General features: G+C 73.5%; 10 protein-coding genes. 3 read left to right on the top strand and 7 right to left on the bottom strand.

Annotated features, from left to right (window positions below):
* The coding region (locus VGI02_RS10775) for a purine-cytosine permease family protein (protein WP_414638242.1) at positions 1-1,311 on the bottom strand (1,311 nt) is incomplete at its 3' end.
* 157 nt (positions 1,312-1,468) lie between these two features.
* On the bottom strand, positions 1,469-2,467 hold the full coding sequence (locus VGI02_RS10770) for a cation diffusion facilitator family transporter (RefSeq protein ID WP_331627340.1): 999 nt from the start codon (positions 2,465-2,467) through the stop codon (positions 1,469-1,471).
* Positions 2,468-2,661: 194 nt separating this feature from the next.
* On the opposite strand from VGI02_RS10770, the gene VGI02_RS10765 reads away from it, so the two are divergent.
* Complete coding sequence (locus VGI02_RS10765) at positions 2,662-3,627, top strand: hypothetical protein (protein WP_331627339.1); 966 nt, start codon at positions 2,662-2,664, stop codon at positions 3,625-3,627.
* 57 nt (positions 3,628-3,684) lie between these two features.
* Here the strand turns inward: VGI02_RS10765 and VGI02_RS10760 are convergent, their stop codons facing one another.
* Complete coding sequence (locus tag VGI02_RS10760) at positions 3,685-4,263, bottom strand: Uma2 family endonuclease (protein WP_331627338.1); 579 nt, start codon at positions 4,261-4,263, stop codon at positions 3,685-3,687.
* 92 nt (positions 4,264-4,355) lie between these two features.
* Here VGI02_RS10760 and VGI02_RS10755 point away from each other — a divergent pair, with 92 nt between their 5' ends.
* Positions 4,356-4,892, top strand: a complete 537-nt coding sequence (locus VGI02_RS10755; protein ID WP_331627337.1) for a GNAT family N-acetyltransferase — start codon at positions 4,356-4,358, stop codon at positions 4,890-4,892.
* A gap of 10 nt (positions 4,893-4,902) precedes the next feature.
* Positions 4,903-5,547: a class I SAM-dependent methyltransferase gene (locus tag VGI02_RS10750; RefSeq protein ID WP_331627336.1), complete on the top strand. Its 645-nt coding sequence runs from the start codon at positions 4,903-4,905 to the stop codon at positions 5,545-5,547.
* A 22-nt stretch (positions 5,548-5,569) separates the two neighbouring features.
* On the opposite strand, the gene VGI02_RS10745 is transcribed toward VGI02_RS10750, so the two are convergent.
* The 4 genes from VGI02_RS10745 to VGI02_RS10730 all read right to left on the bottom strand — a co-directional run.
* Complete coding sequence (locus VGI02_RS10745) at positions 5,570-7,429, bottom strand: Hsp70 family protein (RefSeq protein WP_331627335.1); 1,860 nt, start codon at positions 7,427-7,429, stop codon at positions 5,570-5,572.
* 12 nt (positions 7,430-7,441) lie between these two features.
* On the bottom strand, positions 7,442-9,697 hold the full coding sequence (locus VGI02_RS10740; protein ID WP_331627334.1) for a hypothetical protein: 2,256 nt from the start codon (positions 9,695-9,697) through the stop codon (positions 7,442-7,444).
* 31 nt (positions 9,698-9,728) lie between these two features.
* Complete coding sequence (locus VGI02_RS10735) at positions 9,729-11,225, bottom strand: dynamin family protein (RefSeq protein ID WP_331627333.1); 1,497 nt, start codon at positions 11,223-11,225, stop codon at positions 9,729-9,731.
* 23 nt (positions 11,226-11,248) lie between these two features.
* A partial coding sequence (locus tag VGI02_RS10730) for a dynamin family protein (RefSeq protein ID WP_331627332.1) occupies positions 11,249-13,051 on the bottom strand: 1,803 nt, incomplete at its 5' end.

Here is a 13,051-nt window from a genome sequence, read left to right as displayed (position 1 = left end):
CATCGAGCCGAACCCGACGGGGTTCACCGCGTAGAGCATGCCGCGGCGGAACTCCGGCTGCTTCGGCGAGAGCCCGAGGACGTACTTGTTGATCGTGATGTCGGAGGCCACGACGACCACCCACGCCATGCCGCAGTTCGCGTAGAAGCCGAGGATCGTGTTGAGGAAGTCGAACATGTTCGCTTCCATCAGGATCAGCGCGATCACGAGGTTCACGCCGAGGAACACGAGCCGGCCCGGGTAGTGCTTGGTGACCCGGGTGAAGGAGTTCGTCCAGGCCAGCGAGCCCGAGTAGGCGTTCGTGACGTTGATCTTGATCTGGCTGATCACGACGAGGATCACCGCGAGGGTGAGCGCCAGCCAGGCGGGCATGATGTTCGTGTAGGTCACCAGGAACTGCTGGACGGGCTCGTTGGCGGAGCCGGCGCCGCCCGCGACGTTCGCGATGAGGTACACGGCGAGGAAGAGGCCGACCACCTGCTTCGCCGCGCCGAAGATCACCCAACCCGGCCCGGCGAGGACCATCGCGGTCCACCAGCGCCGCGAGTTCTCCGGCGTCCGCGGGGGCATGAAGCGCAGGTAGTCGATCTGCTCGGCGATCTGGGCGATGAGCGAGAGACAGACGCCCGCGGCGAGCATGACCGAGCCGAGGCTCGGCGACCCCTGGCCCTCCTCGCCCTGGTAGGCGAAGAACGTCGACACCGAGTCCGGGTGGCTGATGAGCAGGTAGACGAACGGCAGCACCATGAGGATCAGCCAGATCGGCGTCGTCCAGAGCTGGAGCTTGGAGAGCAGGCTCATGCCGTAGACGACCAGCGGGAAGATGATGATCGTCGAGAGCGCGTAGCCGATCCAGAGCGGGATCCCGAGCCCGAGCTCCAGGCCCTGGGCCATGATCGAGCCCTCGAGGGCGAAGAAGATGAACGTGAACGTCGCGAAGATGACGTTCGTGACGACCGAGCCGTAGTAGCCGAAGCCGCTGCCGCGGGTGATGAGGTCGAGGTCGAGGTTGTAGCGCGCCGCGTAGTACGCGAGCGGGAAGCCCGACAGGAAGATCACGACCGCGAAGACGAGGATCCCCCAGAGCGCGTTCACCGTGCCGTAGGAGATGCCGATGTTCGCGCCGATCGCGAAGTCGGCGAGGTACGCGATGCCGCCGAGGGCCGAGATCGCGACCACCCCGGTCGGCCACTTCCGGTAGCTGCGCGGCGCGAACCGGAGCGTGTAGTCCTCGAGGGTCTCGTTGGCTTTGCTCGCTGCACCGCTCGGGGGCGCCGACTGCGCCTCCGCGGGCTCCACGTCCTGTGACACGCTGCTGTTCCTCCACGCCGGGCCCGGGGTCGTCGCCCCGTTCGGGGCAACCACCCAGGCATCCTGCGTGAGCGGCGGGTGAAGGCGTTTGCCGCGATGTCACCGCTTCGTTAACGCGTGAAGTCAGAGCCGTTGGATCACCGGAATGGCCCTGCGCTCAGCGGGACGAACCCGGCACGACGCGCGGCGGGGCGCAGTGTTCCTCGTGGTCGGCGTGGTCGGCCGTCTCGATCTGCAAGGTCGAGTGCTCGAGCCCGAACCGCTCGCGCAGCGCCTCGGCGGCGCAGTCGAGCACGCTCCCACCGGCGGCCCGGCCCTCGCAGTGCGGTGTCGCGTGGTCTTCGACGACCAGGTGCGCCGACGCGGCGGGGACGCGGTCGCTGATGACCCAGACGTGCAGGTCATGCACCTCGCGCACGCCGGGGACCTCGGCGAGGGCGGCCCGGACCTCCTCGACGTCGACACCGGGCGGCACACCCTCGAGCAGGACGTGAGCGGTGGCGCGGAGCAGGACCAGGGTGCGGGGCAGCAGGATGATGACGATGACGAGGGACGCGACGACGTCGGCGTAGGGCCAGCCGGTGAGCAGCACGACCCCGGCGGCCGCCATGACCGCGACCGAGCCCAGCGCGTCACCGAGCACGTGCAGCGCGGCGCCCCTGACGTTGAGGTTGCCCCGGTCGCCGCCGGAGAGCACGGCCAGCGAGATCAGGTTGCCGACCAGGCCGACGGCACCGAACACCAGCAGCGCGAGGCCCGGGATGTGCGGCGGGACGTCCGCGAGCAGTCGCTCGAGCGCCTCGACCGCGACCCAGACGGTGACGGCCAGCAGCGCGAGCGCGTTGACCGCGGCGCCGAGCACCTCCGAGCGCCCGAGACCGAAGGTCCGCCGCGCGCTCGGGGGCCGCTGTGCGAGCCGCGCGGCCACGACGGCCGTCAGCAGCGCCGCGACGTCGGTGACCTGGTGGCCCAGGTCGGCGAGCAGCGACAGCGAGCCGGTGACCCAGGCCCCCACGGCCCCGCTGAGCAGGACCAGCGCGGTGATGGCGAGCGCGATCGTGAGCCGCCTGCCGTCGGCACCCGCCCCGTGCGCGTGACCGGCATGGCTGCCGTGGTCGTGCCCATGACCGTGCGCGTCGTCGCCTCCCTGCCCCATGGGCGCGACGATACATGCATGCATGCGCATGTAGAACCGCCCGGCACCGTGCCGCGGGCGTCGTCACAACACGGGCGGAGCAGCTGGATCGCCCCATCGAGGTAAAGGCGGCGTCACCCGGTCGAGGCTTCGTCGTTACCCCGCTGTGGCCGGAGAGAGATCCGGCCACTCCTCGGGGGAAGGGCGAGACTCACATGGCCAAGCACAGAGTGACGCTCGGGCGTCGCGGGATCGCCGCACTCGCGGCGGCCGGGGCGCTCGTGATCGGCGGAGCGACCGCCACGATGATCGGCACCGGCAACGCCGACGTCCTGGACGCGCTGACGTCCGGGACGACCACGACGACGGTCCTGCCCGACCTGGCGCCGTTCAAGGCCGACGACGTCCGCGGCGACGGCAAGGCCGAGGTGTCCGATGAGTACGAGGCGCCGACGGGCGGCGGCAAGGCCGCGCTGCGCCTGTCGACCCCGACCGGCTCCGACAAGGTCTCCTACTACGCGACGGGCGACGACGCCGGGACGCCGCTCGCCGACTGGATCCCGACCGCGGCGTACTCCGCCCGCCAGGGTGCGGCGGACAACCCGATCCAGTTCCCGAGCCTGCAGCTCATCGTGGACTACAACGGCGACGCGGCCGGCGGCTACTCGGCGCTCACCTACGAGCCGGTCTACAACCCCGGCGACAGCACGACGGCCGACGAGTGGCACCACTACCAGGCGGGTACCGGCCTCTGGTGCTCGACGCAGGTGATCCCCGGCGTGATCGATGCGGACCAGAAGCAGTGCTCGAACGGCGGCACCAAGCCGCTCTCGGCCTTCGTCGCGGGCTCCCCGGACATCGTGGTGAATGCGGTGGAGATCAACCAGGGCTCCGGCAACCCGGGCTTGCAGTCGGCGGTCGACCTGATCAGCACGCCGAGCACGACCTACGACTTCGAGCTGACCAAGCCGGTCATCGTGCCGCCGGTCACCGACCCGCCCACCACCGAGCCGACCACCCCGACGACCGAGCCCGGTGAGCACGGTGGCGGGCAGTGGGGCGGCGACGACCAGCACGGTCACGGCGACGACAACGGTGGCGGCTGGGGCGACGGCCACGGCGATGACCACGGCAACGGCCAGGACGACGGCCAGGACGACGGCCACTGCGGCTGCCGGTAGGACCCGATCGACCTCGGCCCTCGTCCCGTGCGGGACGGGGGCCGTCGTCGTCCCGGGCTAGCGGCCGGTGGTTGCCGGGAGCGAGAGCGTCGGGCCGAAGGTGAGCGGGGCGGTCCGATCGTGCGTCGCCACCATCCGGAACGCCTCGCCGTCGAGGACGAACTCGGTGATCGGCCCGTCGGGGTCGACGATCACGTAGTGCCGGATGCCGATCTCCGCGTACTCGGCGAGCTTCGCCACCCGATCGATCCGCCGCGTTCCGGGCGAGAGGATCTCGATCACGGCGAGCACGTCGTCCGGCCGGAGCCGGGGTCGGCCGTCGAGCGCGCTCGGGAACGCCACGACCAGGTCCGGCTCGCGGACCGTCGCCGGTCCTCCGTCGCGTCCGCCGTCGTCGATGACGAGCTCCACCTCGGGGAGGACGACGTGCCCGACCGCGGCCGCGCGCAGCTGCACCGCCAGTTCCACCAGGACGTGCTGGTGCCGGGGAACGGGCCGGTTCATCACCAGCACCACCCCCTCGACCAGCTCGGCACGCACCGAGGTGTCCGCGGGCAGGGCCTCCCAGGCGGCCAGGGTCAGCAGCCCGTTCGGCCGGTACGGGGGCCACGTCATGGCCGGATGCGTCCCGGTCATCTCACCCCCTTCGACGGCCGTCATCGTCCCACGGTTCCCTCCCGCGGCAATCCGGTCGAACCGGGCGTGGGCAGCGACTAGCGTCCCGCCGGGTGGAGGTCACCTTCCGCCCGGTCACCCGGGACGACTTCGGCCTCATCGCGCGCTGGCTGGCCGAGCCGCACGTCGCCCGCTGGTGGGCCCACGAGACCTCCTCGGAGGCGGTGGAGCGCGACTTCGGCCCGACGCTGCGCGGCGAGGAGCCGAACGAGGACCTCGTCGCGCTGGCCGACGGGCGCCCCCTCGGTCTGTGCCAGCGCTCGTTCTGGCACGCCTATCTCGACGAGGTCGCCGAGTTCAGACCCTTCATCACCGTCCCCGCCGACGCGATGACGATCGACTACCTCGTCGGCGCCCCCGGCGACGTGGGACGCGGGCTCGGATCGGCCCTCGTCCGGGCACTCGCCGACGACACCCTCGCCACCCACCCGACGTGCGGACAGCTGCTCGTCCCGGTCGCCGCGGGCAACCGGGCCTCCCAGCGGGTGCTGGAGAAGGCCGGGTTCGTCTTCGTCACCGCCGCGCGGGTCGAGCCCGACAACCCCGTCGACCCCCCGGAGCAGCGGGTCTACCGGCGGCTGCGGTCGTAGGGTCCGGCCCATGATCGAGGACTCCCCCGCCAACCCGTGGCTCGCCGTCACCGGAGGTACCGCGGGCCCCGGCTACGCGGCCCGGTTCGCCGCCATGGCCGCCGAGGGCGCGGACCTCGACGGCGAGGCCCGGCGGGTCGACCGCCTCCTGGCCGGGATCGGGCGGCACCCGGGCGACGTGCTCGACGCCGGGTGCGGCACCGGCCGGGTCGCGGCGCGCCTGGCCGACCTGGGGCACCACGTCGTCGGGACCGACCTGGACGCGTCGATGCTCGCCGAGGCCCGCCGGGCACGCCCCGAACTGGACTGGCGCCTGGCCGACCTCGCGCGGCTCGACCTCGGGCGCCGGTTCGACCTCGTCGTCGGCGCGGGCAACCTCTGGCCCCTGCTGACGCCCGGAACCCACGCCCGGGTGATCGCGCGGCTGGCCGCTCACCTGCGACCGGGCGGCCTGCTGGTCCTCGGCTTCGGGCTGGACGCCGAGCACGTGCCGTTCACGCTCCCCGACGGCGTCGGATTCCCCGACCTGGTCGCCTACGACACCGCCTGCGTCGGCGCCGGGCTCACCCTGCGCGCCCGCTCCGCGGACTGGGACGGCGCCGAGCCCTACGAGGGCGGCGGGTACGCGGTGACCGTGCACGCCCTGGGCGGCTGACGACCACCGGCCGGAGGGCGGCTCACTGGCCGTAGGACGACCCGGAGCCGCCGTCGCTCCCGGAGCCGGAGTCCGACTTCCGGCTGGTCGTCGTGGTCGGCGGCGACTTGTGGTGGACCGACGTGGGCTCCGATCCCCCGTCGGCCGCGGGCACGTGGGCGATCGGCGCCGCGCCCTGCGGGGTCGCCGTCGTCGTGGGCACCGCGGCGGGGGCCGGAGGCGGGAGGGTGGCCCCACCGGAGCGGCTGGTGAGCACCGCCGCGGTGGCGACACCACCGCCGGCCAGCACCAGGGCGAGCACTCCGCAGAGCACGCCCATCCGAATCCGACGGCGGCGCGTCTCGGCCGCCTCGGCCGAGGACGACCCCAGCGCCGGCGGGGCCGTGCCGGCGGCCGACCCTGGAGGGTTCTCCTCCCGCCCGGGCGCTCTGCGGTCCCCTCCGTTCGGCGGCGTCGGTCCGCCGGGCGGCGGCCCGGCACGGAACGGCGTCGAGGGCGGTGGCGTGATCGGCACGCTGCCCGGCGGCGGGCGCATCCCCCGGGGCCCTCCGGCGGGTGGCCCGGCCACCGGGAGGCGCCCGGAGGACCCGGTCGCCCGCACCGGCGTGGGCGCGCCCTGGGGCTTCGCCACCACGGTGGCGCCGTTCGCGAGGGCGGTCGCGTCGACCGCGGGTTTCCGCGGACCCCGACCCGGAGGGCGCGCCTCGGCAGGGGGTGTCGACGCGGGGCCGGCCGCACCCCGGCGGCGGTCCGCCGGACGGCCCGACGGCGGCGCGACCGGCACACCGCGCACGGGCGTGCCGGGTCGCGGCGCCGCGGGGCGGCGCCGCCCGGCCAGCATCGCCGCCCCGAGAGCCACTGCGTGCTTGGGATGCGTGTCGACCGCCGTCGGACGCCCGAGCTCGGCGGAGAGCATCTGCGAGACGAGCGGGATGCGGGAGGAACCCCCCACGAGCAGCACGTTGCTCAGGTCCTCGGGGGCGATGTCCGCGGCGGTCAGCGCCCGGCGCAGCGCCGAGACGGTCGCCTCGATCGGGGCCCTGATCATCTCCTCGAACTCGCCGCGGGTGAGCCGGACCTCGGTGTGCCGGTCGGGGAGCATCACCGGGACCGAGGTCTCGGTGTCGCCCGAGAGGGCCTCCTTGGCGAGTACGCAGTCCTGGCGCACCCGCACCAGGCTCGCCGCCGCCTTGGGGTCGTCGAGGTCGAGCGCGGACAGTGCGCCGTCCAGGTTGCGGTCGACGTGGGCGAACACGGCCTCGTCGAAGTCGATCCCGCCGAGGCCCTCGATCCCCTCCGGTGGGCCGAGGAACTCGAACCCGTCCTCGAGCTGGCGCAGCACGGTGGCGTCGAAGGTGCCGCCGCCGAGGTCGTAGACCGCGACGACTGAGCCCTGGGGAACGCGGGCGGTGGACGCGTAGTGCGCGGCGGCGGCCTCTGGCTCGGTGACCATCGAGACCTTCGTCAGGTCGGCCAGTCGCGGTACCGACTCGAAGAGCTCGCGCTTGTACGGGCCCCAGTTCGCCGGGTAGGTCAGCACGATCCCGTCGGGGCGGCGGTTCTCGCGCTCGACCGCCGCGTCCACCGCGGCACGCAGCAGACGCGACAGGATCTGCGCCGCGGAGTGCGGCTCGCCGCCCAGGATGAGCGGTGTGGGGTCGCCGAGGCGACGCTTCACCTCGCGCGCCACCCGGGCGGGCTGGGCAGCGGCGCGGCGGTGCGCGGCGTCGCCGACGACGGAGGTGCCGTCCTCGCGGATCATGACCACCGACGGGATGGCTGCCGAGCGATCGCCCAGGGGCACCATCTCGGTCTGGTCGCCGCGGCCGACCGCGGCAGCGGTGAAGGTCGTCCCCAGGTCGACACCGAGTACGAAGGTCATCGTGTGCTCCAGCTACCCGTGGTGCGCGAGGGTGTGGTCGGTGGCGTCGTGGGTCGAGGAGTGCCCCTCGCCCCCGTCATCCTGGTGCCCCTGGGCTTCGTGTCCCTCGCTGTTCTCGTGGGAGGACGTCTCGGCGGTCTCGTGGTGCGCCGCCGGCGCGTGGGTGTCCGCTGCGGAGTTCGGGTGCTCGGCGGCCGTGTGCTGCCCCGGATCGGCCGCGGCCGTGTGATCGGCGGCCCCGTCCGTGGGGGACGAGGCCGGTCCGCCGTCTGCCGCCGGGTGGCCGAAGGGAGTCTGGGGAGCGGCGCTGCCGGCCGCGCCGAACGGGGTCGTCTCCGGACCGTGGCCCACGCCGATCGGCGGCGTGACCGGGGTCGGGGGTGTCGCCACCCCGCCGGGTGCACCGGCTCCGGGGGCGTCGGGGCCCGCCGCGGGGCCGCGGACGAGAGGCCCGTCGTCCAGGCCGGTCGGTGGCGGTGCGTGGAGGGCATCGGGCGCGCCCGCGTCCGGCCCCGGAGCGGACGTCGTGACCGCCAGGTCGGTGGGGTGGGCGACCAACGTCGGGTCGATCGAGGTCCCGTCGGGAGACGACGCGGTAGCGGCCGCGGCGTGGCCCGCCGTGGCGAGTCCGGTGGCTGCGGCACCGGTGGCCGCGGCACCCCCGGCGGCGACGAGGGGCACGCCGGACGCGCTGCCGGCGGCAGCTCCCGTCTCCGTCGCGGCCGGGGTCGTCCCGGCCGGGGACACGCCACTGGCAGCGGCGGGCGCCGGACCCGTGGGAAGACCGCGCTGGTCGAGGTCCTGGGTCTGACGGGACCCGGTCCCCCCGACCTGCACCTGGCTGCCCGGGCCTCCGCCACGGTCGTCGGCGTGCTGGTCCTGCTGCGAGCCCTTGCCCCCCGCCTGGGTCTGTGAGGTGCCCTGCCCGCCGCGCCCGTCGTCGTTCTGGGTCTGGTGCGAGCCCTTGCCCCCGCTCTGCGTCTGGGTGCTGGGGCCGCCGCCGCGGCCGTCCTCGTTCTGGGTCTGGTGCGACCCCTTCCCGCCGGTCTGGGTCTGGGTGCTGCCGGCTCCGCCGCGCCCGTCGTGGTTCTGGGTCTGCTGCGAGTCCTTGCCCCCGGACTGGGTCTGGGTGGTGTGCCCGCCGTCGCGGGTGTCGGCGTTCTGGGTCTGGTCGACGCCGTCGCCGCCCTCCTGGCCCTGGGTGACGTCGCCCGAGCCGCGACCGTCGGCGTCCTGGGTCTGCGACCCGTGCCCGTCGGTGACCTCGGTCTGGGTGACCGTGCCGTGGCCACCGCCCCGGTCGTCGACCCCCTCGTACTGCTCGGTGGTCAGGTGGCCGTCGTCGTGGCCGTGCTGCTCGTGGCCGCCGTCGTCGGTGGTCGACTCCTCCTGCTGGATGTCGGCGTCGAAGTGCCCGTCGTCGTCGGGGATGACGTCGACGGTGGTGTGCGCGTCGACCGCCACCTCGTAGCTGCCGTCCGGCCGGTGGTGGACCACGACGTCCTCGTGCTGGTGCACCACGAGGTCGGCGTGCTCGTCGGGGCTGACCGTGTAGACGTCGTGCCCGTCGTAGCTGTACTCGTGGCCGCCGTACTGCACGACGACCACGAGGTGGCTGTCGACGATGAAGTTGCCGTTCGCGTCCTCACGGACGACCACGGTCTCGTACTGCTGGACGAGGATCCCCCCGTCGTCGTGCCCGCCGCCCTGATGGCCGGGCTCGGACTGGCCCCGACCCCCGTCCCGGTGACCCGATCCGCCGCCCGGGCCGTGGGACTCGCCGCCACCGCCGTGCCACGAGCTCGCGGTCGTCGCGACCACCGAGCCGTCGGGGCCGTGGCCGATGGAGCCGCTGACGTGGTCCGGGGTCACGCCGACGCCACTGACCTGCTGATCGACCGACACGTGACCGCCGCCGGGTCCGGGCACGCCGGCCCCGGTCGTTGCGCCGCCGGCGCCGCCGGCGCCGCCGCCCTGGTCGCCCCCGTGGTCGCCGCCCGGCGCCGTTCCGCCGCTGCCGGGTTCCGGCCCGAGGGGCGTTTCCAGCGCGGCGGGTTCTGCGGCCGCCGATGCCTCCGACAGGCCGTACACCAGGCCGCCCGCGTAGGCGGCGGCGCCCGCGGCGCCCGCGAACCGGAGCTGGGCAGCATGGGCCTGCAGCCGCGTGGGCGGGTGGGCGCCGCCCTCGGTCGCCGTCTCGACGGCGCGAACCGCCTCCACTGCCCGGACGGCGCGGTCAACGGCGCCGTTCCCCTCCTGTTCGCTCACACCTCCACCCTGCGAGCTGCGCAGACCGGTGTCATGAGTAGCGGCCTACTCCCCCTCGGTGGGGCGGCGCGGCCGAATACTCAGCGTGTCGCACGCTCAGCATCCCCTCGCAGGTCCGGACGAGGACGCGCGCCGCCTCGGCACGCTCCCGGGTGACCCCGGCGCCCTCCGCGCGTCGCTGCCAGCGCAGGTGCTGCTCGGCCGCGGCCCGCCGGATCGCCTGGGCATCCGCCTGCGGGTCCAGGCCCAGCCGCGTCGCCGTGTCCATGCCGTCGCCGCCCAGCAGCCGCTCGGCGTCGTGCAGCTCGGACTCGGGGAGCAGGACCCGCCTGCTGCGCAGGTCGTCGATGAGCGCGATCTCGGCGAACTCGTGGGCGCCGGCCTGCACGCGCTCGAGCTCGTGCACCAGCCCGCGTGCCGCGGGGATCCGGTACCGCCGGAGCACGGCGTCGAGGGCGGCGAGGGCCGAGCGCGCCTTGAGCACGTCGGCGCGGGCGCCGAACTGCGTGGAGAGCAGTTGCCGGAGCTCGCCCATGCCGCTGACGGCGGTGAGCTCGCGCGCGAGGTCGCCCGCACTGCGGACGCCGCCGTCACGGGCGAGGCGGACCGCGGTCCGCACGCCGAACAACCCGTAGCGCCGCAGGAGGGCGGTGCGCTCGGTCGTCGAGACGCCTCCGTCGGTCTCGGTCGTCTCGAACCGGTTCGCGGTGAGCAGGAGGCGATCGGTGTCCGGCGAGGAGGCGAGCGTGACGATCGCGCGGTACTCCGCTTCCCGCAACGACGCCGCCGAGGATGCCAGCAGCCCCGCGACCGGGACCACGGTCTGGCACAGTGCCCGCACCCGGGCATCCAGTCGGTACCGGTCGGCGATCCGGGACGCCGTCGTCATCGCGTCGGGACGGGCGTGCCCGATCTCGTCGCACCGCGAGAGCACGGCGATCGTGTTGACGGTGCGCCGGTCCGGGGCACCGTCGCGGAAGGCCTCGAGGAACCGCACGTCCTCCCCGTGCGCGTGGCGCATGAGGTAGACGACGGCGTCGGCGGCGGTCACCTCTCCATCGTCCGGGGCGAGGATGCGCTCGCTGCGCGCGGAGACATCGGTGTTCACCGACCCGAGCCCGGGGGTGTCGATCAGGCTGGTGCTCCGGAGCGTGGGCGAGGGCCACGTGACCACGAGCCGTTCCACCCGCTCGGCGGGCAGTTCCCCGAGGTCGATCTCGAGGGCGCCGTGACGCTGCCGGAACGGGAGCTGCCGGGCCGGCCCGGTGATCGGGTGCACGTCGACCCGGTAGGCCACGCCGTCGACGTACCAGGTGACCAGTCGCGTGCACTCCCCCGCGTCCGTCGCGGCCAGCTCCTGGCCCACGAGCGCGTTCAGCAGCGTCGACTTGCCCGCCTTCACCCGGCCCGCGATCGCGACGCGCAAGGGTTCGCGCATCCGCGCGTCCACCGCGCGCAGTGCCGGCTCCGCGGGGCCACCTGCGTAGACCCTCATCGCCTCGTTGAGCAGCCGACCCACCGCGGGCACGACACCCGTAGGACCCGCCGGGTTCACCGGCGACCTGCCCCAGCCACCGCCGGCGGGTCATAGGCATGGGTGAGCACCTCGCGGGCGCGCTTGCGGATCAGCTCGAACGAGTCCAGGTCGGTCTTCAGACGAGCCAGCTCGTCCACCTCCGCCTCACCGCTGGTCACGGCCTTCTGAGCCGCGGCGAGGATCTCCTTGGCTGATCGCTGCAGCTCCTCCGCCCGCCGCGTGTATCCGTCGCGCATCTCCCGCTGGATGCGGCGCAGCGCGTCCCGGGAGTCCTTCCCGACCTGCAGGTTGAACTCGTCGACGAAGCGGCGCACCGCCGCCTTGGCTCCGGCGCGGCGCTTCTCCAACTGGCGCTTGCGCTCTTCACCGAGTCCCGACTTGCCCATCAGGAGGCCCAGCCCGACCCCGACCGGCCCCGGGAGCGCGATGGCCGCCATGTGGGTCAGCAGGGTGAACATCATGAAGCCGCCGTAGGCCTTCTGGAACGCGGCCATGGCCCCGGCGGTCTTCTTCGGCGCGGCACTGAACGAGGAGTCGATCTCGATCTCCTCGATCACCTCCACCGGCGCCGCGATCCCGGCCGGGGCGACCGCCTGTCCCGCCGCCAGGTCGAACTGCTCGGCGACCTGTTCGGCCACTTCCCGCGCCCGGCGCGCGAACTGACCGTAGTTATCGAGGGCCTCGCCGGCGAGACGCTGGCGCATCCACTGCTCGAACGCCGGCCAGTCCTTGGCCGGGTCGCCCTCGTCGATCGCCTTCTCCGCATCGTGGAGCACCTCACGCGATCGCGCGCGGAGGTCGAAGTCGATGTCCGACGAGATGTCGGCGAACCCGTCGAAGAGCACCTGTTGCCACCGCGAGGACCGTTCGCGGAGCGCGTCGGCCCGCTCCCGCACCCGGGTCAGCTCGGCGACGAGGGCCGCGGAGCGTTCCGGCGTGGTCAACGAGGAGGCCCGTGACCGCAGTGCCGGCTCGAGCTGGCCGACCGCCGAGATCACGTGGTTCCCCACCGAGCGGAGCGCGACGCGCTCGGCGTCCCGGACGACGTCCTGAAGAGACTGCACCAGCGGGGGGAAGCCCGACTCGACGTTGAGCTCCTGGTCGCCTGCACTCGCGGCGAGGTCGCGGAGCTCGGAGGAGATCGGGAGGATCTCCACGTCCAGGCCGGCGCGGGAGAGGTGCCCGGCGTCGATGTCGCGGATCCGCTTCCACTCCGGATACAGGTCGATCTTGGTGAGAACCACGATGATGGTGGGGCACAGTTCCTTGACGGTCCGGAGGAACCGGACCTCCGCCACCGTCAGCTCCTGCGAGGCGTCCGAGACGAAGACGACGGCATGGGCCTGGGGCAGGGACCCGACGGTGACTGCGTTGTGGAGCGACCCCAGTCCGCCCACCCCGGGGGTGTCGACCAGCGTCAGACCGGAGGCCAGCAGCGGGCGGTCGAGCCCGACGGTCACCGACCGCAACCGCCGCTGGTTCCCGGGATTGCCGCTCTCCGTGACGTACGCGGCGATCTCGCCGACGGGTACGTCCTCCGTCCAGGGTGACGCGTCGCCCCCGGCGGCGGATTCGAAGCTCGCCACGGCCCGCACCTGCTGCGAGTACCCGACCTTGGTCGGGACCGCGGTGGCGATGTCGTCGTCCACCGGGCACACCGGGGCGGTGATGAGGCCGTTGATCAGAGAGCTCTTGCCCTGTTTGAACTCGCCGACGACGTACACCGTCACCGACGTGTCGGACAACAGGTGCCGGGCACCGGTCAGTCGCTCGACGAGATCCTCCCGCTCGTAGGCGGTGGCTCCCTTGACCGCGAG

This window comes from Actinomycetospora sp. (assembly GCF_036497245.1).
Classification (GTDB): Bacteria; Actinomycetota; Actinomycetes; order Mycobacteriales; family Pseudonocardiaceae; genus Actinomycetospora.
Note: the sequence above shows the minus strand (reverse complement) of the source record. Positions and strands in the feature narration are given on the sequence as shown.

What these genes read in the sequence shown, in the direction of transcription:
- VGI02_RS10770 (WP_331627340.1), bottom strand. Translation starts at nt 2,467, where the DNA reads ATGGGGCAGGGAGGCGACGACGCGCACGGTCATGGGCACGACCACGGC.
- VGI02_RS10765 (WP_331627339.1), top strand. Translation starts at nt 2,662, where the DNA reads ATGGCCAAGCACAGAGTGACGCTCGGGCGTCGCGGGATCGCCGCACTC.
- VGI02_RS10760 (WP_331627338.1), bottom strand. Translation starts at nt 4,263, where the DNA reads ATGACCGGGACGCATCCGGCCATGACGTGGCCCCCGTACCGGCCGAAC.
- VGI02_RS10750 (WP_331627336.1), top strand. Translation starts at nt 4,903, where the DNA reads ATGATCGAGGACTCCCCCGCCAACCCGTGGCTCGCCGTCACCGGAGGT.
- VGI02_RS10745 (WP_331627335.1), bottom strand. Translation starts at nt 7,429, where the DNA reads ATGACCTTCGTACTCGGTGTCGACCTGGGGACGACCTTCACCGCTGCC.